General features: G+C 71.5%; 29 protein-coding genes. 12 read left to right on the top strand and 17 right to left on the bottom strand.

The genetic code is table 11. The annotated features are described in order from the left end of the window. Positions 1 to 133: 133 nt before the first annotated feature. Positions 134 to 937: an exodeoxyribonuclease III gene (locus ASC99_RS35085; protein ID WP_057239781.1), complete on the bottom strand. Its 804-nt coding sequence runs from the start codon at positions 935 to 937 to the stop codon at positions 134 to 136. Positions 938 to 1,028: 91 nt separating this feature from the next. After that, on the bottom strand, positions 1,029 to 2,813 hold the full coding sequence (gene ggt, locus ASC99_RS35080; protein WP_057239779.1) for a gamma-glutamyltransferase: 1,785 nt from the start codon (positions 2,811 to 2,813) through the stop codon (positions 1,029 to 1,031). 197 nt (positions 2,814 to 3,010) lie between these two features. On the opposite strand from ggt, the gene ASC99_RS35075 reads away from it, so the two are divergent. Further along, complete coding sequence (locus ASC99_RS35075; RefSeq protein WP_057239777.1) at positions 3,011 to 4,621, top strand: CocE/NonD family hydrolase; 1,611 nt, start codon at positions 3,011 to 3,013, stop codon at positions 4,619 to 4,621. Between the two features lie 5 nt (positions 4,622 to 4,626). Here the strand turns inward: ASC99_RS35075 and ASC99_RS35070 are convergent, their stop codons facing one another. Then, positions 4,627 to 5,037: a DUF4440 domain-containing protein gene (locus ASC99_RS35070; protein WP_057239775.1), complete on the bottom strand. Its 411-nt coding sequence runs from the start codon at positions 5,035 to 5,037 to the stop codon at positions 4,627 to 4,629. Positions 5,038 to 5,112: 75 nt separating this feature from the next. Between ASC99_RS35070 and ASC99_RS35065 the strand changes: the two genes are divergently transcribed. Then, on the top strand, positions 5,113 to 5,451 hold the full coding sequence (locus ASC99_RS35065) for a winged helix-turn-helix transcriptional regulator (protein WP_369824399.1): 339 nt from the start codon (positions 5,113 to 5,115) through the stop codon (positions 5,449 to 5,451). 97 nt (positions 5,452 to 5,548) lie between these two features. Next, positions 5,549 to 5,827, top strand: a complete 279-nt coding sequence (locus ASC99_RS35060) for a DUF2087 domain-containing protein (protein WP_057239769.1) — start codon at positions 5,549 to 5,551, stop codon at positions 5,825 to 5,827. Positions 5,828 to 5,834: 7 nt separating this feature from the next. Here ASC99_RS35060 and ASC99_RS35055 read toward each other — a convergent pair whose 3' ends face one another. The 5 genes from ASC99_RS35055 to ASC99_RS35035 form a co-directional block, all read right to left on the bottom strand. Further along, complete coding sequence (locus ASC99_RS35055; RefSeq protein WP_157531944.1) at positions 5,835 to 6,257, bottom strand: hypothetical protein; 423 nt, start codon at positions 6,255 to 6,257, stop codon at positions 5,835 to 5,837. Positions 6,258 to 6,327: 70 nt separating this feature from the next. Continuing rightward, the gene (locus ASC99_RS35050) at positions 6,328 to 7,470 is read right to left on the bottom strand and encodes an ROK family glucokinase (RefSeq protein WP_082598884.1); all 1,143 of its coding nucleotides are present in this window, start codon (positions 7,468 to 7,470) and stop codon (positions 6,328 to 6,330) included. Positions 7,471 to 7,484: 14 nt separating this feature from the next. Next, positions 7,485 to 8,291, bottom strand: a complete 807-nt coding sequence (locus tag ASC99_RS35045) for an ATP-binding cassette domain-containing protein (protein WP_057240038.1) — start codon at positions 8,289 to 8,291, stop codon at positions 7,485 to 7,487. Then, positions 8,258 to 9,277, bottom strand: a complete 1,020-nt coding sequence (locus ASC99_RS35040; RefSeq protein WP_057239765.1) for an ABC transporter permease — start codon at positions 9,275 to 9,277, stop codon at positions 8,258 to 8,260. Before ASC99_RS35040 ends, ASC99_RS35045 begins: the two co-directional genes overlap by 34 nt. Then, positions 9,274 to 10,284 carry a sugar ABC transporter substrate-binding protein gene (locus ASC99_RS35035; protein WP_235502944.1) on the bottom strand — a complete coding sequence of 337 codons (1,011 nt, stop codon included), beginning with the start codon at positions 10,282 to 10,284 and terminating at the stop codon, positions 9,274 to 9,276. Before ASC99_RS35035 ends, ASC99_RS35040 begins: the two co-directional genes overlap by 4 nt. A 260-nt stretch (positions 10,285 to 10,544) precedes the next feature. On the opposite strand from ASC99_RS35035, the gene ASC99_RS35030 reads away from it, so the two are divergent. Then, positions 10,545 to 11,669 (top strand): esterase family protein, encoded by a 1,125-nt coding sequence (locus ASC99_RS35030; protein WP_057239763.1) that lies wholly within the window; start codon positions 10,545 to 10,547, stop codon positions 11,667 to 11,669. Here the strand turns inward: ASC99_RS35030 and ASC99_RS39245 are convergent. The 3 genes from ASC99_RS39245 to ASC99_RS35020 form a co-directional block, all read right to left on the bottom strand. Next, entirely contained in the window at positions 11,650 to 12,165 is a 516-nt protein-coding gene (locus ASC99_RS39245; RefSeq protein ID WP_057239761.1) for a hypothetical protein, read from the bottom strand. The genes ASC99_RS35030 and ASC99_RS39245 overlap by 20 nt on opposite strands. Positions 12,166 to 12,566: 401 nt before the next feature. Continuing rightward, positions 12,567 to 12,821, bottom strand: a complete 255-nt coding sequence (locus tag ASC99_RS39240) for a hypothetical protein (protein WP_157531942.1) — start codon at positions 12,819 to 12,821, stop codon at positions 12,567 to 12,569. Between the two features lie 93 nt (positions 12,822 to 12,914). Then, on the bottom strand, positions 12,915 to 14,507 hold the full coding sequence (locus ASC99_RS35020; RefSeq protein ID WP_057239759.1) for a PucR family transcriptional regulator: 1,593 nt from the start codon (positions 14,505 to 14,507) through the stop codon (positions 12,915 to 12,917). Between the two features lie 400 nt (positions 14,508 to 14,907). Between ASC99_RS35020 and ASC99_RS35015 the strand changes: the two genes are divergently transcribed. The 7 genes from ASC99_RS35015 to ASC99_RS34985 all read left to right on the top strand — a co-directional run bounded on the left by ASC99_RS35015 (position 14,908) and on the right by ASC99_RS34985 (position 22,332). Next, the gene (locus tag ASC99_RS35015; protein ID WP_057239757.1) at positions 14,908 to 15,795 is read left to right on the top strand and encodes a xanthine dehydrogenase family protein subunit M; all 888 of its coding nucleotides are present in this window, start codon (positions 14,908 to 14,910) and stop codon (positions 15,793 to 15,795) included. Next, on the top strand, positions 15,792 to 16,277 hold the full coding sequence (locus ASC99_RS35010) for a (2Fe-2S)-binding protein (RefSeq protein ID WP_057239756.1): 486 nt from the start codon (positions 15,792 to 15,794) through the stop codon (positions 16,275 to 16,277). Before ASC99_RS35015 ends, ASC99_RS35010 begins: the two co-directional genes overlap by 4 nt. After that, entirely contained in the window at positions 16,274 to 18,634 is a 2,361-nt protein-coding gene (pucD, locus tag ASC99_RS35005) for a xanthine dehydrogenase subunit D (protein WP_057239754.1), read from the top strand. Before ASC99_RS35010 ends, pucD begins: the two co-directional genes overlap by 4 nt. A 251-nt stretch (positions 18,635 to 18,885) precedes the next feature. Next, the gene (locus ASC99_RS35000) at positions 18,886 to 20,370 is read left to right on the top strand and encodes an NCS2 family permease (RefSeq protein WP_057239752.1); all 1,485 of its coding nucleotides are present in this window, start codon (positions 18,886 to 18,888) and stop codon (positions 20,368 to 20,370) included. Positions 20,371 to 20,452: 82 nt separating this feature from the next. After that, positions 20,453 to 21,625 carry an XdhC family protein gene (locus tag ASC99_RS34995; RefSeq protein ID WP_057239750.1) on the top strand — a complete coding sequence of 391 codons (1,173 nt, stop codon included), beginning with the start codon at positions 20,453 to 20,455 and terminating at the stop codon, positions 21,623 to 21,625. Positions 21,626 to 21,741: 116 nt separating this feature from the next. Next, complete coding sequence (locus tag ASC99_RS34990) at positions 21,742 to 22,035, top strand: hypothetical protein (RefSeq protein WP_057239748.1); 294 nt, start codon at positions 21,742 to 21,744, stop codon at positions 22,033 to 22,035. A gap of 45 nt (positions 22,036 to 22,080) precedes the next feature. Next, positions 22,081 to 22,332 carry a CopG family transcriptional regulator gene (locus tag ASC99_RS34985; RefSeq protein ID WP_057239747.1) on the top strand — a complete coding sequence of 84 codons (252 nt, stop codon included), beginning with the start codon at positions 22,081 to 22,083 and terminating at the stop codon, positions 22,330 to 22,332. 91 nt (positions 22,333 to 22,423) lie between these two features. Here the strand turns inward: ASC99_RS34985 and ASC99_RS34980 are convergent, their stop codons facing one another. Genes ASC99_RS34980 through ASC99_RS34970 form a run of 3 tightly spaced genes read right to left on the bottom strand, consistent with a single transcriptional unit; the run spans position 22,424 to position 23,787 of the window. Beyond that, the gene (locus ASC99_RS34980; protein ID WP_057239745.1) at positions 22,424 to 22,897 is read right to left on the bottom strand and encodes a DUF1203 domain-containing protein; all 474 of its coding nucleotides are present in this window, start codon (positions 22,895 to 22,897) and stop codon (positions 22,424 to 22,426) included. A gap of 56 nt (positions 22,898 to 22,953) precedes the next feature. After that, complete coding sequence (locus tag ASC99_RS34975; RefSeq protein WP_057239743.1) at positions 22,954 to 23,571, bottom strand: LysE family translocator; 618 nt, start codon at positions 23,569 to 23,571, stop codon at positions 22,954 to 22,956. 6 nt (positions 23,572 to 23,577) lie between these two features. Further along, the gene (locus ASC99_RS34970) at positions 23,578 to 23,787 is read right to left on the bottom strand and encodes a cold-shock protein (RefSeq protein WP_057239740.1); all 210 of its coding nucleotides are present in this window, start codon (positions 23,785 to 23,787) and stop codon (positions 23,578 to 23,580) included. A gap of 134 nt (positions 23,788 to 23,921) precedes the next feature. Between ASC99_RS34970 and ASC99_RS34965 the strand changes: the two genes are divergently transcribed. Continuing rightward, complete coding sequence (locus ASC99_RS34965) at positions 23,922 to 24,464, top strand: maleylpyruvate isomerase N-terminal domain-containing protein (protein WP_057239739.1); 543 nt, start codon at positions 23,922 to 23,924, stop codon at positions 24,462 to 24,464. Positions 24,465 to 24,511: 47 nt separating this feature from the next. Here ASC99_RS34965 and ASC99_RS38165 read toward each other — a convergent pair whose 3' ends face one another. From ASC99_RS38165 to ASC99_RS41595, 3 genes are all read right to left on the bottom strand, one after another. Continuing rightward, positions 24,512 to 24,808, bottom strand: coding sequence for a hypothetical protein (locus tag ASC99_RS38165; protein ID WP_235502947.1), 297 nt, complete (start codon positions 24,806 to 24,808; stop codon positions 24,512 to 24,514). A gap of 490 nt (positions 24,809 to 25,298) precedes the next feature. Further along, positions 25,299 to 25,820, bottom strand: coding sequence for a hypothetical protein (locus ASC99_RS34960; RefSeq protein ID WP_057239737.1), 522 nt, complete (start codon positions 25,818 to 25,820; stop codon positions 25,299 to 25,301). Between the two features lie 110 nt (positions 25,821 to 25,930). After that, on the bottom strand, positions 25,931 to 26,339 hold a 409-nt coding region (locus ASC99_RS41595), incomplete at its 5' end, for an SDR family NAD(P)-dependent oxidoreductase (protein ID WP_235583197.1).

The raw sequence follows: 26,339 nt of genomic DNA, 5'->3' as shown, positions 1-26,339 counted from the left end.
CTCCAGGTTCTCGGGCGCAGCGCGGGACTCCGTCGTCGCCGTATTCGAACAGCTACACCCTGTCAGCTGTGACGCTAGGCAGCGCTGGTCCGGTCGGCCACCGTTCGGGCCCATCCGGGGGGCGCACCACGGCTCAGAGGTCGAGGTCGACGACCACCGGGGCGTGGTCGGAGGTGCCCTTGCCCTTGCGGGCCTCGCGGTCCACGTAGCTGTCGGTCACCGCGTCGGCGAACGGCTTGTTCGCGTAGGTGAGGTCGATCCGCATGCCGAGGTTCTTCGGGAAGCCGAGCGCCCGGTAGTCCCAGAAGGTGTACGGGCGGTCGTACTTGAGGGCGCGCGGCATGACGTCCTGCAGCCCGGCCTCGCGCAGCGCGGCCAGGGCGGCCCGCTCGGCGGGGGTGACGTGGGTCAGCCCGGCGAACACGGCCGGGTCGTAGACGTCCTCGTCGGTGGGGGCCACGTTGAAGTCGCCGAGCACCGCGAACGGGCGCTCGCCCGCCGCGTCCGCCAGGGCGGCCTTGCGCAGGGCCTCCAGCCACTCCAGCTTGTACTGGTAGTGCGCGTGGTCCACCTCGCGGCCGTTCGGCACGTACACCGACCAGACCCGGACCGGGCCGCAGGTGGCGGCGATCGCCCGGGGCTCGGTGTCGGGGATCAGCGCGCCGTCGGCCAGGAAGCCGGGCTGCTCGGGCAGGTCGCGGACGACGTCCTCCAGGCCGAGCCGGGAGACGATCGCCACGCCGTTCCACCGGCCGGTGCCGTGGGCGGCGGTCTCGTAGCCGAGCTCCTTGACCGCCTCGAACGGGAAGGCGTCCGAGGCGCACTTGAGCTCCTGGAGGCAGAGCACGTCGGGCTTGGCCGACTCCAGCCACTCCAGCAGCTTGGGCAGCCGCGCGGTGACGGAGTTGATGTTCCAGGTGGCGATGCGGACGGTCACGGCGGGCGGCCTTCCCGATGGGTGCTTCGGACGAGGGTGGGCACCCGCAGGGGTGCCCACCTCCGAACATACCGCCCGGCAGTGACAGGACTCAGCGCGTCGGGTGTACGACGGCCGCCGAGCCGCCGCCTCGGCGGGTCGGCTCGGCCGCCGCGATCCAGCGGCCGTCGGGCAGCCGCTCGACGCCGGTCGCGGCGCCGATCTCCGGGTTGAGCACGAAGCTGTGGCCGAGTGCCTCCAGACCGGCCCGCTCCGGGCTCGCCAGGAAGGCCGGTTCGGCCTGGCTGGCGGCGGTGTTGCGCTGGCTGGCCCGGGGGGCGGTGATCGCCTGTTCCAGCGTCAGACCCCGGTCCAGGCGGCCGAGCAGCACCTGCAGCACGGTGGTGATGATGGTCGAGCCGCCGGGCGTGCCGACCGCGACCACCGGCTTGCCGCCCTTGAGCACGATGGTCGGCGAGATCGAGGAGCGCGGCCGCTTGCCGGGCCCGGGCAGGTTGGGGTCGGGCACCCCTGCGGTGGCGGGGGCGAAGGAGAAGTCGGTCAGCTCGTTGTTGAGCAGGAAGCCCCGGCCCGGCACGGTCAGGCCGCTGCCGCCGGTCTGCTCCAGGGTCAGGGTGTACGCCACCACGTTGCCCCAGCGGTCGGCCACCGTCAGGTGGGTGGTGCTCGGACCCTCGTGGGTCTCCGGCACCGCCTGGCCGCCGGTGGCGCAGGCGGCCGGGTGGTACGGGTCGCCCGCCGCCAGCGGGCTGGTCAGCGCGTGTGCCGGGTCGATCAGGCAGGCCCGGGCGGCGGTGAACTCCTCGCTCAGCAGCTGACGGGTCGGCACCTGGGAGAACGCCGGGTCACCGACCCAGCGGCCCCGGTCGGCGAACGCGATCCGACTGGAGTCCAGGTAGCGGTGCAGGTACTGGGTGGCGCTCAGCGCGCCCAGGTCGCTGTGCTCCAGGATGCCGAGCGCCTCGCCGACCGTGGTCCCGCCGGAGGAGGACGGCGCCATCCCGTAGACGTCGTAGCCCCGGTAGTCGACGTGGGTCGGCTGACGGCGGATCACCCGGTAGTCGGCCAGGTCCTTGCGGTCCACCTGGCCCGGCCGGGCGTTCCAGCCGGAGGCCGGGTCGACCGGCGGGTGCTGGAGGGTGCGGACGATGTCGGTGGCCAGCTCGCCCCGGTAGAGCGTCTGGACACCCTTGCGGCCCAACTCACGATAGGTGGCGGCGAGTTCGGGGTTGCGGAAGGTCGAGCCGAGCACCGGCAGCTTGCCGCCGGGCAGGAACAGCTTGCTGGTGTCCGGGAAGGCTCTGAACCTGGTCTCATTCAGCGCCGTCTGGTCCACGAACGTCTGGTCGACGGTGAACCCCCGGTCCGCCAGCTTGACGGCGGGCTTGAGAACCTCGTCCAGCCCTCGGCTCCCCCACAGCTCCAGCGCCTGGGCCCAGGTGGCCGGTGCGCCTGGCACGCCGACGCTCAGCCCGCTGGTCACCGCGTCGGCGAAGGCCAGTGGCTTGCCGTTCTCCTGGAACAGTGTCTCGCCCGCCGTCCGCCCGGCCACCTCGCGGCCGTCCAGCGTCTCCACCCGCCCGGTGCGGGCGTCGTAGTGGACGAAGTAGCCGCCACCGCCGATGCCCGCCGAGTACGGCTCGGAGACCCCGAGCGCGGCGGCGGTGGCCACGGCGGCGTCCACCGCGTTGCCGCCGCGCCGCAGCACCTCGAGCCCGACGGCGGTCGCGTCGGCGTCCACACTGGCCACCGCGCCGCCCCAGCCGACCGCCTCGGGCACCTTCGGCGGTGGGCCGCCGTGCGCCTGCGCGGGAGTGGCCAGGGCGCAGATCAGCGCCCCGGCGAGGGTGAGCGGGGCGAGCCTGGTCAGTCGCATGAGTCCTCCTGGGACGGCGTCAACTCCTCGTTCTTTCACAGGGGATGGCCGCGCACAACGCGTCTTCGCGCCACTACCCGCCAGTAGATTCGTTATCGGTCCGGTACCTGCCAACGAGTTACTGACAGCGTGTCTGATTGGCTACCGTCCAGTCACGAGGTCCTGCACCCCCACCCACGCAGCGCCAGGAGTCCCCCATGCCCGTACGCAACCGCGCCGCCGCGCTCGCGCTGGCCACCGCCCTGCTCACCACTGCACCGCTCGCCCTGGCGCCCGCCGCCCAGGCATTGACGATCACTCAGACGGCCCAGTCCGGGCTGCGGTTCACCGACATCCCCGGCTCCGACGGCGTGGTCCTCAAGGGCAACGTGTACGAGCCCGCCGACGGCGCCGCCCGGCACCCGTTGGTGGTGCTGCCGTCGTCCTGGGGTGTCAACGACCTGGAGTACCTCGCCCAGGCGAAGCAACTCGCCGAGGCCGGTTACGTGGTGGTCAGCTACACCCCACGCGGCTTCTGGGGCTCGGGCGGGCAGATCGAGGTGGCCGGGCCACCCGACGTCGCCGACCTCTCCAAGGTGATCGACTGGGCACTCGCCAACACCAGCGCCGACCCGGCCAGGATCGGCGCGGCCGGGATCTCGTACGGCGCCGGGATCAGCCTGCTCGGCTCCGCCTTCGACCCCCGGATCAAGGCCGTCGCCGCGCTCAGCGGCTGGGCCGACCTGGCCGACTCGCTGTTCAGCGACGAGACCCAGCACCTGCAGTCCGCCGGGGTGTTGGCGATCGCGGGCTATCTCACCGGACGGCCCGGCAGCGAGCTCCAGGAGCAGCTGACCGCGTTCTTCGGCAGCGACTTCGAGAACGAGGCCAAGCTGCGGGCCTGGGCCGCCAAGCGCTCCGCCGCGACGTACCTGGACCGGATCAACGCCAACGGCGCCGCCGTGCTGCTCGCCAACGCCTGGGGCGACTCGATCTTCCCGCCGAACCAACTGACGGGCCTCTACGAGAAGTTGACCGGCCCCAAACGGCTGGAACTGCGCCCCGGCGACCACGCCACCGCCGAGGCCACCGGACTGGCCGGGCTCCCCAACGACGTCTGGTCCACCACCCACGCCTGGCTCGACCACTACCTCAAGGGCACCGACAACGGCATCGACCGGGCCAAGCCGGTCCGCCTCAAGCCCCAACTCCAGGACGGCTACGAGGAGTACGCCAGCTGGGCGGCCGTCACCGGCAGCACCCGGCGGCTCGGCCTCGGCGAACGCAACTGGCTGAACACCGGCTCACTGGCGGCCGGCACCGACACCGGCTGGCGCACCCCGATCGCCACCGGCCTGGACTCCGGCGCGGACGGCGGGGTGGTCTTCCTGAGCAACCTCGCCGAGCAGTTCCTCAAGCTCCCGCCGCTGGTCTCCGTCCCGCTGCTCCCCCGCCCGGTGGCCGCCGTCTGGCAGTCCGAGGCGTACCCCACCCGCCAGCAGCTGCGGGGCACCGTCCAGGTCCACCTCGGCGTCACCCCCTCCGCCTCGCGCGGCAGCCTGGTCGCGTACCTCTACGACGTGGACGCCCTCGGCATCGGCAAGCTGATCACCCACGCCCCGTACACCTTCCTCGACCACGCCGCCCCGCTGACCGCCGACTTCCCGCTCCAGGCCACCGCCTACGACGTCCCGGCCGGCCACCGCCTCGCCCTGGTCGTCGACACCGTCGACCCGCTCTACATCACCCACAACCCGGCCTGGTCCTCGCTGACCTTCACCTCACCGGCGGCCGACCCGTCCTGGGTCTCGATCCCGCTGCGCGGCTAGCGCCGTCACGGGGTCCCGGCGGTGCCGAAGGGGTTGTCGATGAGGTAGCGCCAGTAACCGTCGGGGCCCCGGCGGGCGACGTCCGTCGCGGTGCCGGTGAGGTGGACGGGGCTGCCGTCGGGGCCGGTACCGGTGATGGTCCAGTCGACCACCAGGAGAGCGATCTCATCGGCGGTGTAGGCGTGCCGGACCCGGACGGTGATGGGGAGGCCGAGTGCGAGGAACCCGGTGATGGCGGCGTGGATTCCGGCGCCGGTGACCGGGTGGCCCGGCTCGGGGACGAAGACGGCGCCCGGCTCGTAGACCTGCTGGACCAGATCGGGGTCCCCGGAGTTGAAGGCGGCGGCGAAGACGGCCGGGTGTTGCCGGGCGTCGGTGGTCAGGGCGAGAGTGGGGGAATGAGCGGAAGTGGTCATGACGGCAGTGAACCCGGCAGCGGCGTGACTCACCAAAGGGAAACCCACGCGGAGCGCGGGTGGGACGCCGAGTTGGTGCCGGACGCACGCGGGCGCACCGGCCGGCCGGAGGGCGGTTGCCCGGTGGAGCTGGCACTGGCGGCGGTGTCGGGCCGGTGGACCACCTTGGTGCTGCGGGAGTTGATGCACGGACCGCACGGCTTCGGCGAACTCCGCGAGCGGCTGCCGGAGATCAGCCCCAAGATCCTGACGGAACGCCTGCGGGTGCTGGAGGAACGGCAGTTGGTGGTGCGCCAGCGGCTGCGCGGGTTCCCGGTCCGCACCCGGTACGAGCTGACGGCCACGGGCCTGGCGCTGCGGCCGTTGCTGGTGGAGCTGTACCGGACGGGCACCGCGATCGGTGCGGCCGGGTAGCGCTCGGCGCCGGACCACCGCGCCCGCCCGGGGCGTGGTCGGGACGGCCCGGAAAACGCCTTGCCCCGGCATCGCCGGCCGGGAGAGGCTGCCGCCCATGTCCGAGACCAGTACAAGCACGTCGCGCGGGGTGTCCGCGCTGTTCACCGCCCAGGGGCGGCTGACCGCGATCCCGCGCAAGCCCGCCCGGCGGGAGGAGCTGCTCACGCACCTCGCGCGGACGCTGTTCGAGCCGGGGCGGGGGTACGTCGAGCGAGAGGTCAACGAGGCGCTGCTGACGGTGCACGAGGACTACTCGGCGCTGCGCCGGTATCTGGTGATCGCCGGGCTGCTGGAGCGGACCAGGGACGGCAGCAGCTACCGGCTCGCGGGCTGACGGAGGGTCAGACGGCGGCCGGGTAGGCGTCGTGCAGGTCCTCGCGGTCGGCGGCGGAGAGCGGCTCGGCCGGGCCGGGGTGGCGATCGCGGCGGCCGGTCGCGAGCGACAGGACGGTCAGCAGGACGGCGGCCGCCAGGGCCGCGTACCGGGCGGGGCTGCCGGCTGCGAGGAGCAGGCCGAGCAGGGCGCAGGCGAGGCCGCCGGACAGGACGGGGAACACCGGCAGGGTGGACCTCGCCGTGGTGCCGACCGCGAGCAGCAGGGCCGCCGCGCCGGGCAGCAGGAGCAGGGCGAGCCCGCCGATCAGTGACCGGTCGGCGAGCAGCAGGCCGTCGGCCACCGCGAAGGCGGCACAGAGCAGCAGACCTGCCCACCGCCCGGCGCTCACCCGGGGAATGCCGTGCCGGAGCTTCGCTATCACTGCCACAAGCCGGATGCTAGCCGGGCTTTCCCTGGCGCAGTAGGTCTGTAAACCTAATTGTTAGGGAACAGCCCGGTCACCTGGTGACCGCGCGCTCCACGCGGTGCCGCTTGATGGTCCGGAACCGCCGCGCCACCTGTCGGGCCAGGTCGGCCGCACCGACCAGACCGGCGTCGTTGCCCAGCGCCGCGTGCACGATCTCCGCCTCCGGGCGGAAGCCGCGTCCGGTCAGCGTGCGCTTGAAGGCGTTCCGGGCCGGGGTGAGCAGCAGCTCCCCCGACTCCGAGACCCCGCCGCCGATGACGAACCGTCCGGGGTCCAGCGCCGCCGCCAGGTTGGCGATGCCGACGCCCAGCCAGGTGCCCACGTCGTACAGCAGCTCGGTCGCCACCGGGTCGCCGCCCCGGGCCGCCTCGGTGATCAGCGGGCCGGTCAGCCCGGCCGCCGTACCGCCCGCCAGCGCGAGCAGCGGCTGGACCACCGGCGACTCCTCGGCGACCAGCTCCCGGGCGTCCCGGACCAGCGCGTTCCCGGAGGAGTACTGCTCCCAGCAGCCCCGGTTGCCGCACGGGCAGCGGTGGCCGCCCGGCACCACCTGCATGTGCCCGAACTCCCCGGCCAGCCCGTACCGGCCCCGGTCCACGTACCCGTCCCTGACCTGGGCGCCGCCGATGCCGGTGCCCAGGGTGAGCATCACCATGTGCTCCTCGCCCCGTCCGGCGCCGAACCGCCACTCGGCCCAGGCCGCCGCGTTGGCGTCGTTCTCCACCACCACCGGGAACCGGAGCCGGGCGCTCAGCGCGTCCCGCAGCGGCTCGTTCCGCCAGTTCAGGTGCGGGGCGAACAGAACGCGTGAGCGGTCCGCGTCCACCCAGCCCGCCGCGCCGACGCCGACCGCGTGCACGTCGTGACGGTCCGCCAGCTGGAGCACCAGGTCGACGATCACGTCCTCGACCACCTGCGGGCTCTTGCTCTTGTCGGGGGTGTCGGTGCGCAGCCGCTCCAGCACCCGGCCCTCGCCGTCCACCACGCCCGCCACCACCTTGGTGCCGCCGATGTCCACCCCGACCGTGGGCAGCCGCAGGATGCTCGCGGGCAGCGCCCGGCGCCGGCGCTCGGCCCGGGGGCCGATGCCGCCGAGCAGGGTGGGGAAGACGGCGGGGCGCTGCGGGGTGCTCACAGGTACTCCTTCAGCGGGTCGGAATCGTACGGGGCCCATCCTCCCGCGCCGGGTCAGCGGTCCGCCTCCGGGCCGGGTCGGCCGAGTTCGTGCGAGAGTTCGGCCAGCTCGGAGCCGCCCGCCATCTCGGTGGTGAGCTGCTCCAGGGTGATCTCGGCGCGCGGGTGGCTGCCCGCCATCCGGCCTCGCTTGAGCAGGGTGAAGTGGTCGCCCACCAGGTAGGCGTGGTGCGGGTTGTGGGTGATCAGCACGACGCCCAGGCCCTCCGCGCGGGCCGCCGCCACGTACTTGAGCACCACCCCGGACTGCTTGACCCCGAGCGCGGCCGTCGGTTCGTCCAGCACCAGCGCGCGGGCACCGAAGTGCACCGCCCTGGCGATCGCCACGCACTGCCGCTGGCCGCCGGAGAGGGTGCCGATCGGCTGGTCCACGTCGGCCAGTTCGATGCCCATCCTGGCCAGCGCCTCCCGGGTGACCTCGCGCATCCGGGCGCTGTCGAGCCGGAGCCGGCTGCCGAGCTCGGCGCCGAGGAAGAAGTTCCGCCAGACCGGCATCAGCGGGACCACCGCCAGGTCCTGGTAGACCGTGGCGATGCCCCGGTCGATCGCCTGCCGGGGCGAGCTCAGCCGGACCTCCTGATCCCCGATCAGATAGCGGCCCTCGTCGTGCCGGTGCAACCCCGCGATGATTTTGATCAAGGTGGACTTGCCCGCGCCGTTGTCGCCCAGCACGCAGGAGATCTCCCCCTGGCGCACCGTCAGCGAGACCCCTTCCAGCGCCCGGACGCTGCCGTAGGACTTGCCCACGTCCTCCAGTGTCAACAGGTTCACCGGCCGCGCTCCGCCCGTTGTTTGACCCAGGAGTTGAGCAGCGCGGCCAGCAGCAGCATGGCACCCAGAAAGAACTTGAACCAGTCCGGGTTCCACTGGGCGTACACGATGCCCTTGCTGACCATGCCGAAGATCAGCGCGCCCAGCGCCCCGCCGACCACCGAGCCGTACCCGCCGGTGATCAGACAGCCGCCGATCACCGCCGCCACGATGTAGATCAGCTCGTTGCCGACCCCCTCACCGGACTGCACGGTGTCGAAGGAGAACAGCAGGTGCTGCCCGAGCACCCAGGCGCAGAAGCCGACCCCGAGGTACAGCCCGATCTTCGTCCGCCCGACCGGGACACCGACCGCGCGGGCCGCCGCCGCGTCGCCGCCGACCGCGAACACCCAGTTGCCGTACCGGGTGCGCAGCAGCACCCAGGAGCCCACCACCACCAGACCCAGCCACCACCAGACGGTGGCCTTGAGCGTCATCCCACCCACCGTCAACTCCGAGGCGAACAGCCACCGGCAGGAGTCGAAGCCCTGCATGTCGCCGATCGGTTTGGTGGTGACGGTGCCGGAGACCAGCTTGGTGAGGCCCAGGTTGGCGCCGGTCAGCATCAGGAAGGTGCCGAGCGTGACGATGAAGCTGGGCAGCCGGGTGCGGCCGAGCATCCAGCCGTTGAAGCCGCTGACCGCCAGCGTCACCAGCAGCGAGACCAGGACGCCGACCCAGGTCACCGCGGTCAGCTGGTAGCTGACCATCGAGGAGGTGAGCGCGGCGGTGGTGACCAGGACGCCCGCCGAGAGGTCGAACTCGCCGCCGATCATCAGCAGCGAGACCGGCACCGCCATGATGCCGATGGTCGAGGCGGCGTACAGCACGGTGCCGATCGAGGAGGCCCGCAGGAAGCTGTCGGCCACCACCGAGAAGAACAGCAGTACAGCCACCGCCGCCAGCGCCGCACCCAGCTCGGGGCGGGCCCGCCGGTGCCTGCCCGGCGGCCGGGAGACCAGCAGGTCGGTGCTCATCGGGTCCCCCGGGCGACGTACGCCGCGAGCGCGGCAGCGTCGTCCTTGGTGAGGATCTGCGGGCCGGTCAGCACCGGCCCGCCGCCGCCCAGCACGTCCAGGTTGTAGCGGTAGAGCCAGAGCAGGTCGACGCCCTGGTACCCCTGCAGGTACGGCTGCTGGTCCACCGCGAAGCCGACCGTGCCCGCCTGGAGCCCGGTCACCACCTGGGTGCCGAGGTCGAAGGTGTCCAGCTCGACCGGCCGGCGGGCGTCCTGGACGGCCTGCAGGCCGGTCGCGGCCAGCGGGGCGCTCAGGGTGAGGACGGTGTCCACCGCCGGGTCGGCCTGTAGCTTGGCGGCGATCGCGGCCCGGGCGTCGGGCAGGTTGACCCCGTCCACGTACAGGGTCTGCAGGGTGCCGCCGAAGGCGCCCTTGGCGCCGCCGCAGCGCTGCTCCTGGCCGATGTTGCCCTGCTCGTGGATCACGCAGAGCACCGACTTGCGCCCGCGCCGGCCCAGCTCGGTGCCGGCCGCCTTGCCCGCCGTGCTCTCGTCCTGCCCGATGTGGGTGAGCGCGCCGAACCGGGCCGAGAACTCCTGGCCCGAGTTGATGCTGATCAGCGGGATGCCGGCCGCCTTCGCCTTGGCCAGCACGTCGGTCAGCGCCTCGCCCTTGGCCAGCGAGACCAGCAGCCCGTCCACCCGCTGGTCGATCGCGGCCTGGATCAGCTGCACCTGGTTCTGGGTCTGCGCGTCGTTGGAGTACAGGAAGGTGATGTTGTCCTTCGCGGCGGCCTGTTCGGCGCCCTTGCGGACGGTGTCCCAGAACGCGTCGCCCGCGCCCGCGTGGGTCACCATGGCGACCGTCCAGCGCGGTGTGTCGACCGCACCGCCCGCCGTCGCCGCCCGGCTGCGGGCCTGTTCGGCGCGGCGGCCGCCGGTGCTGCTGCACCCGGACAGCGTCGCGGTCACCAGCAGGAGCGCGGCGAGCGGCAGGAGGACGGGGCGGAACCGGCGGACTGACACTCCGACAGTTTCCCGCAAGGGACTGTTCGAACCGGCCGACTCGCTGGGAGTCGGCCGTACCCGTTCGACGAGTACGACCATGCGAGTGGCACACTGGTCCGGGCCGTTCAGACAATTCTCACCGAATACGTGATGTTCCTCTCAGCTTTCGCCAAGGTTGGAGAGCAACTGATCACCCGTTCGGAAACGTCTGATCCCATCGAAGTGCTTCCGGGGCGATGCGGATCCGGGGCGGCGGACGATCCGGATACGAGAACTTGATGCAACTGACAGGCACCCCCTTCCTCATCGTCACGATCATCCTCGTGCCGGTCTCCATCGCGGCGGCGCTGCTGCTCTGGGGGCGAGTGCGCGGGCCGAAGCCGGTCCAGGTGCTGGCGAGACTGGTGATGATCCTGGTCTGTCAGGTGACGGCCGTGGTGACGGTCTTCGTGATGGTGAACAACGCCAACCTGATCTACGGCAGCTGGTCCGACCTGCTCGGTACGGGCAACCACATCCGGGCCGTGCCGAACGTCACGGCCGACGACCCGGCGAGCGGCGGCAAGGCGAGCAAGTCCCCCGAGCCGAAGGTGATCCAGTCCTTCAAGAACGTGGACGACCCGAAGGTGCCCGGTGACGTCAAGCGCACCGAGCTCAAGGGGCGGCTGTCCGGTGTGGACGGCGAGGTGTTGGTCTGGACGCCGCCGCAGTACGACAAGCCCGAGTTCAAGGACAAGAAGTTCCCGGTGGTCGAGCTGCTCCCCGGCTACCCCGGCTCCTCCTCCACCTGGTACGGCACGCTGCGGGTGTCCGAGCAGCTCAAGCCGCTGATGGAGAGCGGGCAGGTGGCGCCGTTCATCCTGGTCTCGCCGCGCACCCTGCTGCTCGACAAGGGCCAGGACACCGGCTGCGCCGACATCCCCGGCAAGGTCAACGCCGACACCTGGCTCTCCCGGGACGTCCCACAGATGGTGCTGGACAACTTCCGCGCCGACCCCTCGCCCGACCGCTGGGCGGTCGCCGGGTACTCGGCCGGCGCCCACTGCGCCACCAAGCTCGGCGCCGAGCACCCCAACCGCTACCGCGCCAGCATCAGCCTCTCCGGCTACAACGACCCCGCCCAGGAGCCCGACTCGCTCACCGCGAAGGACCCGGCGCTGCGGGAGAAGTCCAACCCCGTCAACATCCTGAAGAACGCCGCCCAGCCGCCCAAGGTCGCCTTCTACCTGAGCGGCAACAAGGGCGACGGCTACGAGGCCGCGCTCGCCCTCAAGGCGGCCTCCAAGGCCCCGACCACCGTCACCCCGGTGGAGAGCATGGGAGCCCACTCCAGCGACGTCTGGAAGCCGATGGTCCCCGACGTCTTCAAGTGGCTGACCACGATCATCCCGGCCAACCGCTGACGCTCGTGGCGAGTTCCTCGGCGACGGCGGCGAGTTGGGCAGGCGTGAGCGGGCGACCGGTGACAGCGATGGTCCACTGCCAACGGCCGTCCTGCCAACGGTGCAGGTACGTGCCCGGGTCGGCGGCCCAGCCGCCGTCGTAGCCCGGCTCCGCAAGGGGCTGCCGGATCAGCTGCGCCCCGGTGGGCAGGCCGACCGACGGCTGCACCTCCAGGTCCACCACCAGGAACCCGCTGACCGGGTCACCGTCGATCGCCGACGGACTGCCCAGCGCTCCCGGCCACGCTCCGGGCACCGGGAGCGGCCGCTGCCGGTAGTGAGCACGGATCTGCTCGTAGCGACGCAGCTCCGCCCGATCCGAACCGTCGTCCACCGGGTCGGCGAAGAGGCTGTCCGGCAGTGCCCGGTGGACCCGCAGGTCGGTGAGCTCCTCCAGGTAACCGGTGGCGGGCGAATGAGCCCGCAGGACGACCCCCGACTCGTCGTCGACCGTCACGTGCAGCGGCGTCCGGTCCGGCCCCGGGATCTCCAGAACGGTGGCAGGACGCCCCTCCCACGTAACCGTGGCCGAGCCGGCCCGCGGGCCGGCGAGGGCGTGAAGGCCCACGGCCACTCACCGGCCGGGAAGGAGAGACCGGGCGCCTCCCACTCGGCACGGGTCACCTCCGTGACGGTGACTCGACCGCCCCGCTCCAAGCGCCACGACGACGGGGGCCGGAAAGCGAAGTCGATCAGCGCGCGAACCGGCTCAGCGGGCGGATGCCCGGGCCCGTTGCCGACGCGCGGCCACACCGCCCGGTAACACCCCGTCAGAGCCTGCTGCGGACCAACGCTGCCGGGCCGACCCGATTCCGTCATGATGCTTTCCTCCGGTAGTGCGTGGTGCAGCCGCCCGAGTCAGTCGCCTTTGCCCGTGGTCGCACACAGTCGGGTGTCGCCGTCTCGCACACACACGTCCCAGCCGCGGAACTTCTCACCTTCGGTGCCGTCATCACCGCGGGCAGTGGAGCCATCGGCGAAACGGACTTTGAAGTTGACCATCGGAAACCTCACCACCCCGTCCGTCCGACCGAAGGAACGGTTGAGGTCCGTGCCATCCGGTGCAGCTCCGGAAGCGGGCCCGTCAGCTCCGTCCTGCTTCCAGTCGAACACGTCTGGTCGGTGCCACCAGCGATGTTGACGCCGCACTCGTAGGCGTACGAGGCGGAGAAGCCGTGCGGCCCATCGCGTGACCGGGGAACGGGCTCAGGCCAGTTCGAGGGCCAGGTAGAAGTCCACCCGGTCCTCCAGCCTGGAGAGGTCACGGCCCGTCAGTTCCTCGATCCGGCCGATCCGGTAGCGCAGGGTGTTGACGTGCACGTGCAGCTGGGCGGCGCAGCGGGTCCAGGAGCCGTCCGAGCGGAGGAAGGCCTCCAGGGTGCGGACCAGGTCGGCCTGGTGCTCGATGTCGTACGCGATCACCTTGTCCAGCAGCCGGCTGCGGAAGGCTCGGCGGACCTCGTCCGGCACCGCCGCGAGCAGCAGCACGTGCGAGGCGAGCTCCTCGGGACCGGCCACGCAGATCCGGCCGACCCGGGCGGCGGCGATCCGGCGGGCGTGCCGGGCCTCCTCCAGGGCGCCGCGCAGGCCGCCCGCCTCGGCGGCGGGGGCCGAGACGCCGAGGGTGATCCGGCCCTCCGAGCCGAGTCCGGCCTCCAGCGGGGCGAGCAGGTCGCGGAGCGCGTCGGCGGGCACGGCGGTGCCGGGGGCGGGCAGCACCACCACGGCGCCGGTACCGGCGCCGGCCACCAGCGCGCGGTCGGAGGCGTCGGTGAGAGCTTCCTCCAGGATCGACCGCACCGCCCCTTCCGGCAGTCCTGTCCCTTCCGCGCTCAGCACCAACCAGGACCCCTCGGCCACCGTGGGCCCCTCGGCCGCACCCTCGTACCGGGCGGCCATCGCGGAGGAGGCGTACAGCGTGCGGCTGATCTCGGCCGGGTCGGCGTCGCGCTGAAGCAGCGTCAGCACCTCGTCGGCCAGCCGGCGGCGCAGTCGGCGGCCCTCGTCCCTTCGGGTGCGTTCGGCGGCGGCCAGCCGGGCCAGGTTGTCGGCCAGCTGCTGGCGCTTGCCGGTCCACTCGGTGACGTCCCCGGCGACCGCGAGCACCCAGTCGGCGAGCGAGGCGTCCGCCTCGGTGGAGGCGGGGGCGGGGATCAGCGAGTACGAGCCGCTGGCGAGGCGGGCCCGGTGCGGGGGGCGGCGGCGCTGACGCTGGGCGGCCAGGTGGGCCCGGACCAGCTGGTCGCGGTCCTCGGCGGAGAGCCGGTCGGCGGGCCCGGCGATCACCCGGCCGGTGGGGGCGAGCACCCAGCAGTCCAGGTCGATGTCGCCGCCGAGCATCTCCAGCACCGCGTCGAGCCCGCCGCCACCGGCCGCGGAGACCAGCAGGCGGTGCCGGTCGACCAGCGCGGCCAGGTCGGCGGCCCGGTCGACCGAGACCTGTCTGCCGATGAACTCGGTGACGGTGCCGAAGGCGATGTCGTCGGGCACGGCGAGCAGCGGCATCCGGTGCCGGCGACAGGCGTCGATCAGGTCCTCGGGCACCGGGCCGACCTCGGCCTCGCCGGCCGCCAGCGCGACCGCGCCGCCCGCCACGATGGTGCGCACGAAGCGCTCGGAGTCCTCCGGGCCGGTCCGCCAGAGCATTCCGGTGAGCACCAGCTCACCGCCGTGCAGGTAGCGGCCGGGGTCGTGCAGGTCGGTCGTCATCACGCCGCTGACCTGCCGGTCGAGCTCGTCCTCGGCAGCGAGCAGCCGCAGCCTCGGTGCCCCGGGGGCGAGCAGGTCTCGGACGCGCATCCGCAGACTCCTTCGTCTGAACAGGGGTTTCGGGGGGACAGTGTGCCCGACTCGGGGCGATCGGTGTTACGTATCAACCCGACGCCGGGTCACGGGGCCGTAGCGTCCGAATCACGGCCGGATTACGGTCGTAAGTAGTGGCGCGCACTTCGCTGTACAGGGCAATTGTCCGCCTTAGAGGAACGTACAGGATGCCGGGCGACACCGAGGCAAGGGCTTCATGCCATCGGTGACTGCCTCCGGGAGAGCGGTCGGCGGTTCACTGGCAACACGCCGCCGGACACACCCCGGTGACCAGGACTCAACGCCGAGGCAACGAGGCGGTAGCAAGGTCCGATACACCGAATACCGGGCACTGTGCCCAATTGTCCGGCTGGCGACGACTTGAGGAGAGACCCGCATGGAGTTCCTTCGGCCCGGTACCTGGGACGAGGCGCTCGCGGCGAAGGCTGAGTACCCGACCGCGCTGCCGATTTCGGGCGGCACGGACGTCATGGTCGAGATGAACTTCGACGTGCACCGGCCATCCGCGATTCTCGACCTGAACCGCATCACCGAGCTGACCGAGTGGTCGAACGACGGCGACGTCGTCAGGCTCGGCGCCTCGGTCCCCTACACCCGGATCATCGACGAGCTGTCCGGGCCCCTCCCCGGTCTCGCGCTCGCCTCGCACACCGTGGGCTCGCCGCAGATCCGCAACCGCGGTGGCGTCGGCGGCAACCTCGGCGGCGCCTCGCCCGCCGGTGACGCGCACCCCGCGCTGCTCGCCGCCGGCCGTGACGTCTTCGTCGAGGCCACCTCGGTGCGCGGCACCCGGATGATCCCGATCGACGAGTTCTACGTCGGCGTCAAGCGCAACAGCCTGGAGCAGGACGAGCTGATCCGCGCCGTCCACATCCCGGTGGCGGACGGCCCGCAGCAGTTCTCGAAGATCGGCACCCGGAACGCGATGGTCATCGCGGTCTGTGCGTTCGGCTTCGCGCTGCACCCGAAGAACGGCACGGTCGGTACCGGGATCGGCTCGGCTGCCCCCACGCCGCGCCGCGCCGTGGAGGCCGAGGAGTACCTGCAGGGCGTGCTCGCCGAGCGCGGTCTGTGGGAGTCGGGAGACCTGCTGGGCGCCGAGGTGATCCAGCAGTTCGGTGAGCTGGTGAAGGCCGCCGCCTCGCCGATCGACGATGTCCGGGGCACCGCCGACTACCGGCGGCACTCGCTGGCCGTGATGGCCCGCCGCACGCTGACCTGGACCTGGAACGACTACAGCAAGCAGATCAGGAGCGCGGCATGAGGGTCACTTTCACCGCCAACGGCAAGCCCGTCGAGGCGGACGACGTCTGGGAGGGCGAGAGCCTGCTCTACGTGCTGCGCGAGCGGGTCGGCCTGCCGGGCTCCAAGAACGCCTGCGAGCAGGGTGAGTGCGGTTCCTGCACGGTCTACCTGGACGGCACCCCGGTCTGTTCCTGTCTGGTCGCGGCCGGTCAGGTGCAGGACCGCGAGGTCCGCACCGTCGAGGGCCTGACCGACGAGAACGGCGAGCTGGGCCTGGTCCAGCAGGCGTTCGTCGACGCGGGCGCCGTGCAGTGCGGCTTCTGCACCCCCGGTCTGCTGGTGCAGACCGACGCGCTGCTCGCGGACGAGCCGCAGCCGAGCGACAACGACATCCGCGAGGCGCTGTCGGGCAACCTGTGCCGCTGCACCGGTTACGAGAAGATCATGGACGCGGTGCGGCTCGCTTCCGCCCGCAAGTGCGCGAAGGCGGCCTCCGAATGAGCACTCGTACCATCCAGGGTCAGAAGAACCTGCAGGACATCCGGACCTCCAGCCCGGACGGCATCGGCGGCTCGCCGCTGCGCCCGGACGGCAATCTGAAGGTCAAGGGCGAGTTCGCCTACTCCTCCGACATGTGGCACGAGGACATGCTCTGGGGCATGGCGCTGCGCTCGCCGCACCCCCGGGCCAACCTGCTGAGCGTGGACATCTCCGAGGCGCTCAAGGTGCCCGGCGTCTACGCGGTGCTGACCCACAACGACATCCCGGGCTCGAAGTTCTACGGCCTGGAGATCCAGGACCAGCCGGCCCTGGCGATCGACAAGGTCCGCTACCACGGTGAGGCGATCGCGCTGGTCGCGGCCGACCACCCGGAGACGGCCCGCCGTGCGGTGAAGAAGATCAAGGTCGAGTACGAGGTGCTCACCCCGATCGTCACCGAGGAGCAGTGCCTCGACCCGCAGACCCACGGCTACGTGCACGAGCCGCACGAGTACAAGTCGCACGGGTACGACAACATCTGCCACGAGCAGAAGCTGGTCTCCGGCCTCGGCGTGACCGACGAGGTCCGCGCGCTGGCCGACGTGGTGGTCAGCGGCCACTACGAGGTCGGCATGCAGGACCAGGCCTTCCTCGGCCCGGAGTCCGGTCTCGCGGTGCCCTCCGAGGACGGCGGCATCGACCTCTACGTGGCCACCCAGTGGCTGCACGTGGACCGTCAGCAGATGGCCCCCGTACTGGGTCTGCCGGAGGAGAAGGTCCGGCTCACCCTCGCGGGTGTCGGCGGCGCCTTCGGCGGCCGCGAGGACCTGTCGATGCAGATCCACGCCTCGCTGCTGGCGATGCACACCGGCAAGCCGGTCAAGATCGTCTACGCCCGGGACGAGTCCTTCTTCGGCCACGTGCACCGCCACCCGGCCAAGATGTACTACGAGCACGGCGCCACCCGCGACGGCAAGCTGGTCTACGCCGACGCCCGCCTGGTGCTGGACGGCGGCGCGTACGCCTCCGCCTCCCCCGCCGTGGTCGGCAACGCCGCCTCGCTGGGCCACGGCCCGTACGTGATCCCGAACGTGCGGATGCACGCCATCGCGCTCTACAGCAACAACCCGTCCTGCGGCGCGATGCGCGGCTTCGGCGCGGTCCAGGCGGCCTTCGGCTACGAGTCGCAGATGGACAAGCTGGCGGCCGAACTGGGCATGGACCCGGTCGAGCTGCGGCAGCTGAACGCGATGTCGGAGGGCGACCACATGCCCACCGGCCAGCTGATCGACTCGCCGGCCCCGGTCGCCGAGCTGCTCCAGCGGGTCAAGGACATGCCGCTGCCGCCGCCGCTCGACCTGGACAACCTGGACATCCGGGCCGTCCCCGGCGCGCTGTCCAACACCTCGCACGGCGAGGGCATCGTCCGCGGCATCGGCTACTCGGTCGGCATCAAGAACGTCGGCTTCTCCGAGGGCTTCGACGACTACTCCACCGCCCGGGTCCGCCTGGAGGTCATCGGCGGCGAGCCGGTCGCCATGGTGCACACCGCGATGGCCGAGGTCGGCCAGGGCGGCGTCACCGTGCACGCCCAGATCGCCCGGACCGAGCTCGGCGTCGAACAGGTCACCATCCACCCGGCCAACACCGAGGTGGGGTCGGCCGGTTCGACCTCCGCCTCGCGGCAGACCTACATGACCGGTGGCGCGGTGAAGCTGGCCGCCGAGGCGGTCAAGCAGGCGCTGATCACCAAGGGCCGCCGGCGCTACGGCTGGACCCACAACGACATCGACCTGGTCGGTGGCAAGGTGGTCTCCGAGTCGGCCGGCGCGCTGGTGCCGATGGTGGACCTGCTCGGCGAGGAGGCCATCGACCTCACCCGCGAGCACCACCACCGCCCGACCGTCCCGTTCGACAAGGAGACCGGGCAGGGCTTCGGCCACGTCCAGTACACCTTCTGCGCCAACCGCGCGGTGGTCGACGTGGACGTCGAGCTGGGTCTGATCAAGGTGGTCGAGCTGACCGCCGTCCAGGACGTCGGCAAGGCGCTCAACCCGCTCTCGGTGGTCGGCCAGATCCAGGGTGGCTGCACCCAGGCGCTCGGCCTGGCCGTGATGGAGGAGATCATCGTCAAGGACGGGAAGGTGCGCAACGCCTCCTTCACCGACTACCTGATCCCCACCATCCTGGACACCCCGCCGATCCCGGTGGAGATCCTCGAACTTCCCGACCCGAACGCCCCGTACGGGCTGCGCGGTGTCGGCGAGGCCCCCACCGTCTCCGCCACGCCCTCGATCGTCGCCGCAATCCGGGCCGCCACGGGGATCGCCCTGAACCGGATCCCGGTCCGGCCGGAGCACCTCACCGGAACGCTCTAGCCACCAAGCCTCCCCGGGGCGGCGACCGTCTTCCCCGCCGCCCCGGGGCGCACCACACAGCAGAACAGTTGACGCACCGTCAAGCACCATCGCTGCCGCCTCTCCCACGCCGGGGTTCTGCAGCAGTGCGTACCACCCCGCACCCGCTTGAGTGTGCACCTCGTGAGTCGAACAGTCCCCCTGTGCCTCCTCCAACCGGCAAATCAGGTCGACTCGCCCACCCCAACCCCCTTTGAACCTTGGGAGTGGACATGACCCGGATCTCCACGGAGCCCGGCACCACTGACGACAGACCCGCCACGGACGACACCCTCACGCCGTCCGAGGCAAACCCGCCGAAGAACAAGCTGGACGCCTACTTCAAGATATCGGCGCGCGGCTCGACCTTCGGCAATGAGCTCCGCGGTGGCCTCACCACCTTCATGGCGATGGCCTACATCCTGTTGCTCAACCCGATCCTGCTCGGCGGCGCCGACAAGAACGGCGTGCACCTGGACCACGCGCAGCTCACCACGGCCACCGCGCTCGCCGCCGCCGTGACCACGATCCTGCTCGGCGTGGTCGGCAACGTGCCGCTGGCCGCGGCGGCCGGACTCTCGGTCTCCGGCGCGATCTCCGCGATCGTCGTCCCGCACACCACCTGGGAACAGGCCTTCGGGCTCTGTGTGATCTACGGCCTGGCCATCGTGCTGCTGGTCGTCTCCGGTCTGCGCGAGAAGATCATGAACGGCATCCCGCTGCCGATCAAGCACGCGATCACCATAGGCATCGGCCTGTTCATCGCTCTGATCGGTCTGAACAAGGCGGGCTTCGTCTTCGCAGGCAAGGGTCCGCTGCTCTCGCTCGGCCCCACCGGTGAGCTGTCCGGCTGGCCCGTGCTGATCTTCTGCATCACCCTGCTGACCATCTTCGTGCTGCTGGTCCGCAACACCCGGGGCGCGATCCTGATCGGCCTCGCGGCCGGCACCGCGATCGCCTTCATCGTGAACGCGGCCGCCGGTCTGGACGACAAGGTCTGGGGCCTGCAGGTGCCCAAGTGGCCCGGTGACGGCCCGGTGGCCGCCCCCGACTTCGGCCTCTTCGGTCACGTCGACCTGTTCGGTGCCTTCGGCAGCCAGGGCATGGGTGCCATCTCCGCCTCGGTCGCCGTCTTCACCCTGGTGCTGGCCGGCTTCTTCGACGCGATGGCCACCATCATCGGCGTCGGCACCGAGGCCGGTCTGGCCGACAAGCAGGGCCGGATGCCCGGCCTGAGCAAGGCGCTCTTCGTGGACGGTGCCGGTGGCGCCATCGGCGGCCTGTCGGGTGCCTCCGGGCAGACCGTCTTCGTCGAGTCCGCGACCGGCGTCGGCGAGGGTTCCCGTACCGGCCTGGCCTCCGTGGTCACCGGTGGCGTCTTCACCCTGATGCTCTTCTTCACCCCGCTCGCCGGCATCGTGCCGGTCCAGGTGGCCTCGGCCGCCCTGGTGGTGATCGGCTCCATGATGATGAGTCAGGCCCGGCACATCGACTGGTCCGACCGCGAGGTCGCCATCCCGGCCTTCCTCACCTGCGTCCTGATGCCGTTCACCTACAGCATCACCGCCGGTGTCGCGGCCGGTGTTGTCACCTACTGCGTGATCAAGGCAGGCCGCGGCAAGTGGCGCGAGCCCGGTCCGCTGATGTGGATCCTCACCGGTGTCTTCCTGATCTACTTCGCCTTGACTCCGATCAAGGCCTGGCTGGGAGTTCACTAGTACCAGAGCCGCTGTGCGGGGGGTCAGCCCTCGCACAGCGGCCGGCCCGTTCCACCCCTCTTCTTCCGTTGGGAGCCCCGAAATGCAGGACATCGCCGAGCAGCTGCTGGCCTGGCACTCCTCCGGGCGCTCCTTCGCCGTGGCCACCGTGGTCGGCGTCTCCGGCAGCGCGCCGCGCGACCCGGGCGCAGCGCTCGCGGTGGACGCGGACGGCGAGGCGATCGGCTCGGTCTCCGGCGGCTGCGTCGAGGGCGCGGTGTACGAGCTCTGCCAGGAGGCGATCGCCTCCGGCACCCCCGTCCTGGAGCGGTTCGGCTACAGCGACGAGGACGCCTTCGCGGTCGGCCTCACCTGCGGCGGCATCCTGGACGTCTTCGTCCAGCCGGTGGTCCCCGGCGCCGACCCCGCGCTCGACGCGGGCATCACCTACATCGCCTCCGGCACCCCGGTCGCGCTGGCCCGGATCGTGGCCGGCCCGGCCGGCCTGCTCGGCGCCACCGTCGCGGTCACCGCCGACACCCACCACGGCTCGCTCACCCCGGCCCCCTCGACCACTATTCTGCTGGAACGCGCCGCTGTCGCCGAGGCGCGGGCCATGCTCGACGCGGGCCGCACCGGGCAGCTGGTGCTCGGCCTGGACGGCCGCCCCTGTGACGACTCCGACCAGGGCACGGTCACCTTCTTCATCGAGTCGTACGTGCCCGCGCCCCGGATGATCGTGTTCGGCGCGATCGACTTCGCGGCGGCGGTGGTGCGGATCGGCAAGTTCCTCGGCTACCGGGTCACCGTCTGCGACGCCCGCCCGGTCTTCGCCACCGCCCGGCGCTTCCCCGAGGCCGACGAGGTGGTGGTCGACTGGCCGCACCGCTACCTCGACTCCCAACTCGCTCTGCTGGACGGCCGCACCGTGCTGTGCGTGCTCACCCACGACGCCAAGTTCGACATCCCGCTGCTGGAGCGCGCCCTGCGGCTGCCGGTCGCCTTCGTCGGCGCGATGGGCTCCCGCAAGACCCACCGCGACCGCAACGCCCGCCTCCGCGAGGTCGGCCTGACCGACGCCGAGATCGGCCGCCTGCGCTCCCCGATCGGCCTCGACCTCGGTGCCCGCACCCCCGAGGAGACCGCCGTCTCGGTCGCCGCCGAGATCGTCGCCCACCGCCGCGGCGGCTCCTGCCTCCCGCTCTCGGCCGGCGAAGGACCGATCCACCACGACCTGGCCCGCGCCGCCGAGGCCGTCCCGTCTGCGGCTGCCTGAATCACCTCACCCGGATGGCGCCCTCGGATCGTGCGCGAGACGCTGGTCTGCAAGGACAGGCCGACCTTCACCTGTCGGCCCGTCACCGCCCCCAGGTGACGAAAGGTGCCAGGACCATGCGCACCCTCATCCAGGTCGAGTTCGACACCGAGACCGCCAACCGGCTGATCGCCGACGGCACCATGCCCAAGGCCCTCCAGGGCATCATGGCCTCCCTCAAGCCCGAGGCCGCCTACTTCGCCCCCACGGCCGGCCGCCGCTGCGCCTACCTGTTCGTCGACCTCCCCAACGAGTACTCCCTGGTCCCCATGCTGGAACCGCTCTGGGAGCTGAACGCCGAGATCAGCATCACCCCCTGCATGAACGCCGACGACCTGGCCAAGGGCCTGGGCATCATCTCCGGCAGCTGACCCACCGTCAGCGCGACGGCCGTAAGTCGGCCGTACCGTAGGTGCATGGCACTCAAGCGCACCACGGTCTATGCCGAGGCCGAGGACCTGGCCGTCATCAAGGCAGCCGCCGCCCGCCGGGGAACTACGGAAGCAGAGATCATCCGCGAGGCGATCCACCTCGCGGCCATGGCCAACCGCGCCTGGGCCGAGCCGTTCTTCATCGCCAGCTACCCCGGCACCGGCTCGCTCAGCCCCGAGGAGGTCCGGTCCGAGCAGGCCCGCACGTACGAGGCCACCAAGCGCCATCGCGAGTGATCGTCGTGGTGGCCGACGCCTCCTGCCTACAGGCCGCCCGTCGGCCGTCGCGCTCGCCACCGTGCCGTGAGCGTGGTCGGCTGACGTCGCCTCAGGCGCGGCGGACCTCGTGCATGAAGCAGCCGAACTCGACGGCCCGGACGTGCAGGACAGCGACCTCGGGGTCGGTGAGCAGCTCGGCTGCTCCGACCGCGGCCTCCGCGGGCTGGACCAGGCGGYCGCCGAGGATGTGGCCGGCCGCGTCGTAGGCGCGCAGGACCCGGGGCCCGGTGTGCATCGTGGTGGGCCAGCCTTCGGCGGGGCCGGGGCAAGGGGTGGCGTGGATGAAGACCGGGCCGCGCTCGTCGTACGGGCCCGGGTCGGCGCCGGTCTCGGCGGCCCAGCGGGTGAGCGGGGCGTACGAGACCAGGGCGATCCGGTCGCCGGGGCAGGCCCGGGTGAGGCAGCAGCGCAGCGGGGCACCGCCGGTGGTGTCGACCGACTCGACCGGCGGGCGGCCTGCGTCGTCCAGTTCGCGCAGGCGGGTGCAGGTGTCGGCGTCGATGGGGTTGATCTGTAGCATCATGGCTGCCAGCCTGCCGCCGCCGGCCCGGGAGGACCGGCGGTTTCGCGACGTCGCGTTCAGTCGGTGGTGGCCAGGCGCAGGCCGAAGCCGATCACCACCACGCCGGTCAGACGGTCCATCAGCTTGCGGGCGGCCGGGCGGCGCAGCCAGCCCCGCACCGCGCGGGCGAAGGCGACCAGGACGGCGGACCACAGCAGGCCCTCGGCGACGTGGACCGAGGTGAGCAGGACACCCATCGGCAGGTGCGGCACCCCGGCCGGGATGAACTGCGGAAGCACCGCGACGTAGAAGACCCCGACCTTGGGGTTGAGCAGATTGGTCAGCGCGCCCCGGCGCCAGCCGGACCAGAAGCCGCCACTGCCGACATCCGGCTCGGGACCGGACAGCGCGCTGCTGCGCAGCATCTGCACGCCCATCCAGAGCAGGTAGGCCACCCCGGCCCAGCGCAGCGTCTCGTACGCCAGGTGGGAGGCGGTGAGCAGGGCGCTGACGCCGAGTGAACTGAGGGTGCCCCAGATCAACGTGCCGGTACCGATGCCGAGGACCACGCCCCAGGCCCTGACCCGCTCACCGAGCGCGGCGGTCCGCAGGATCAGCGCGGTGTCCAGCCCGGGCGTCAGCGTGAGCAATCCGACCACCAGCGCGAAGGACCAGACTGCCGTGGTTGTCCCCATGCCGGGTCACCCTAGCGGTCGGACCTTCTCCGCCACCGGCCGGTCCTCCTGGACGGTCTCCTCGTACTCGACCTTCTGGCCGTCCGGCAGCGCCCGGTCCACGCCCTCGATCAGGATCGAGTCGTAGTAGAAGGTCAGTTCGGGCCCACCGCCGTCGGGGACGATCGTCCCGTACCCGTGGTCGGTGTGGAAGGTCTGCACGGTCCCGGTGGCCATCTGACGCTCCTTCAGGCGAAACGACTCACTGCTGTGTACGACGAGTATCGGCAGCCCGACTCGGAACGGCCCCAGGACTCGCCGACACCGCCGGAGGTACGGAACCCGCCGGCCCCGGCGACCAGCCCCCGACCGTGACGCCGGCCGATGACACGCTGTCAGGCGGTCTGCTGGCCCGTTCGGCCGCAGCCACCGAGGGGTTGATCACCGCCCTGCTCACCGCCGGTCCCGCGATGGACTGCTGGACCTGGTGGGGAGACTCCGACGTGCCGATGACGAGCGGCGCCGTGGCTCGCCATCAGGTCCAGGAGGCCGCTGTCCACGCCTTCGACGCCCAGCTGGCCGTCGGAACTCCCCAGCCCGTCCCGGTGGTCGTCGCACTCGACGGCATTGCCGAGTTCATCGGCGTCAGCCACGGCACCGCCGGCGCCTGGCCGCACGAGCCGGTCCGGATCGGCCTGCACGCCGCCGAAGGCAGGTCGTGGCTGGTCGACCTGACGGCGTCGGGATCACTCCTCGTCGACGGCCGCCACGAAGCGGAGACGGTCGCCGACCTGCACGGATCAGCGAGCGACCTGCTGCTCGCCCTGCACCTCCGCCTCCCCCTGGACAGCCTGCGCAGCGAGGGTGACCGCGCCACCCTGGAGAACCTCCTGAGCTGGCCCGACCTGGGCTGACGTCAAGGCCCGGGACCACGATCAGCAGCTGGAGTGACCGTCGTTCTTCAGCCTGCCGAGACCTGAAGCTTGTAGTCCACGGAGACGGCAAAGGATCCCGATGATCCCCTGATAGCCAGTGTGTGGCTGCCGGGTGCCAGCGATTCCAGTTGTACCCAGAGCCCGCACGCCTGGGTTCGGAAGTGTCCCCCACTCCGGGTGAGCGGATTGCCATCCACTGCACTGATCTGCACGGCTGTCGCTTCGTACCGTTCGGGTTCCAAAGCTTGGCCGTCGAGGATGGCGCTCCCCTGCGCCGTGGCCATGAACGCGGAGCAGTCAGCCGCTTTGCCGAAGAGGTTCACCAGAGGGAAGGCCACTGGTACCGCTGCGGGCACTGTGCACGAGCGCGTTACAGTCCCGCCAAAGGTGCCGGCCAGGAACCAGATGCCCGCTGTCTGGCCCTGAGCGCACAGGTGGCCGTCCCGATCTGAGACAGGGTTCGAGTCACTGACGCTCGAACCTGCCCAGGTCCACCAACGGCCCTGCAGATCGGCAGCGCTCAACTTGGCCGGCACGCTTGGAGAACCCGCTGCGGGCAGGGCAGCCGCAGTCGCGGCGCCGGCTGGGGCGCTGCCTGCGCGCGCAGGGGACGGGTCAGACGTGGTGGAGCACGCGCTGACCAGTACCGATGCACCGATCAGCAGGGCTATGGATCTTCCAAGATGCATGAGCGAAGAGTACGGGGCCGTGACCTTCTGCCTACGAGAAGGCCGGTGCCTCGGTACAGCGGCACTACGCAGCAACCTTGACGCCTGATCACGAGTAGTCCACCGGGTTCAGACCCAGTGGTGCTCACCGACAGACGATCCGTGCCCGGTAGGACCGGGCAGCTACCAGCAGGCCGATGCCCCAGACCAGGAACTGCGGAATCCCGTAGACCACGATCCACGGACTGAAGATCCCGGGCTCGTCGAACCGGACGGCCGTCAGCACGGCCGCGAAGACGGTGTACAGCAGCAGGAAGGCGGCGACCGCGAAGGCCGTGACCGCGAGGGTCCGGCGCGGGACCTGACGGCCCGCCAGCAGCGGGGCCCAGCGCGGGAACACCAGCCCCCACGGCCGCACCAGGCTCAAGGCCAGCAGGCCCGCCAGCGCGGCCATCCCGTTGAGCACGAACAGGTACGGCCCACCGCCCTCGGCGTACCAGTCGCGGAACTTCCCCGGGTCGGCCCAGAGCGGGACGCCCACCGCCCACACCGTGTGCAGCGGGACGAAGCCGAGCGTCGCGGAGAGCGCGGACGCGTAGGCGGCCCGGACGGCCCACCGGGGCGGCGGCGGGACCTCGGTGGGCCGTGCGGCAGTGCTGGCGGACATCGCGTGAACCTCCTGGGGGAAACGTGCTCAGGAGTCACGGTTCCAGGGGCCCGTACGCCCCCACATCCGGCGTCGGACCGATCCTCCTCCCCCGCCCGGGGGATGGGGGATCAGGTGACGTTCAGCCGGGCGGCCAGCCGGAGCAGGCCGGGGGCGAGGCGGCTGAGCAGGTGGGCGCCCTTGGCCTCGACCGTCACCGGGACCAGTGCCTTGTTGCGGCGGACCGCGCGGACGATCTCGGTGGCGACCTTCTCCGGCGGGAAGTTGCGGCGGGCGTACAGCTTCGCGGCGCGGTCCTGCTTGGCGGCCTGCTCGTCCGCGGTGGTGGCGGAGAAGGTGGAGGTGCGGGTGATGTTGGTGTTGACCAGGCCGGGGCAGATCGCCGAGACCCCGACGCCCGAGGAGGCGAGTTCGGCGCGCAGGCAGTCGGAGAGCATCCGGACGGCCGCCTTGCTGGTGGCGTACGCGGCCAGCGCCTTGGAGGGCAGGTAGGCGGCGGCCGAGGCGAGGTTGACGATG

Source organism: Kitasatospora sp. Root107, from assembly GCF_001424875.1.
Lineage (GTDB): Bacteria > Actinomycetota > Actinomycetes > Streptomycetales > Streptomycetaceae > Kitasatospora.
The sequence above is the reverse complement of the archived record's forward strand: the minus strand, read 5'-3'. Positions and strand labels throughout refer to the sequence as shown.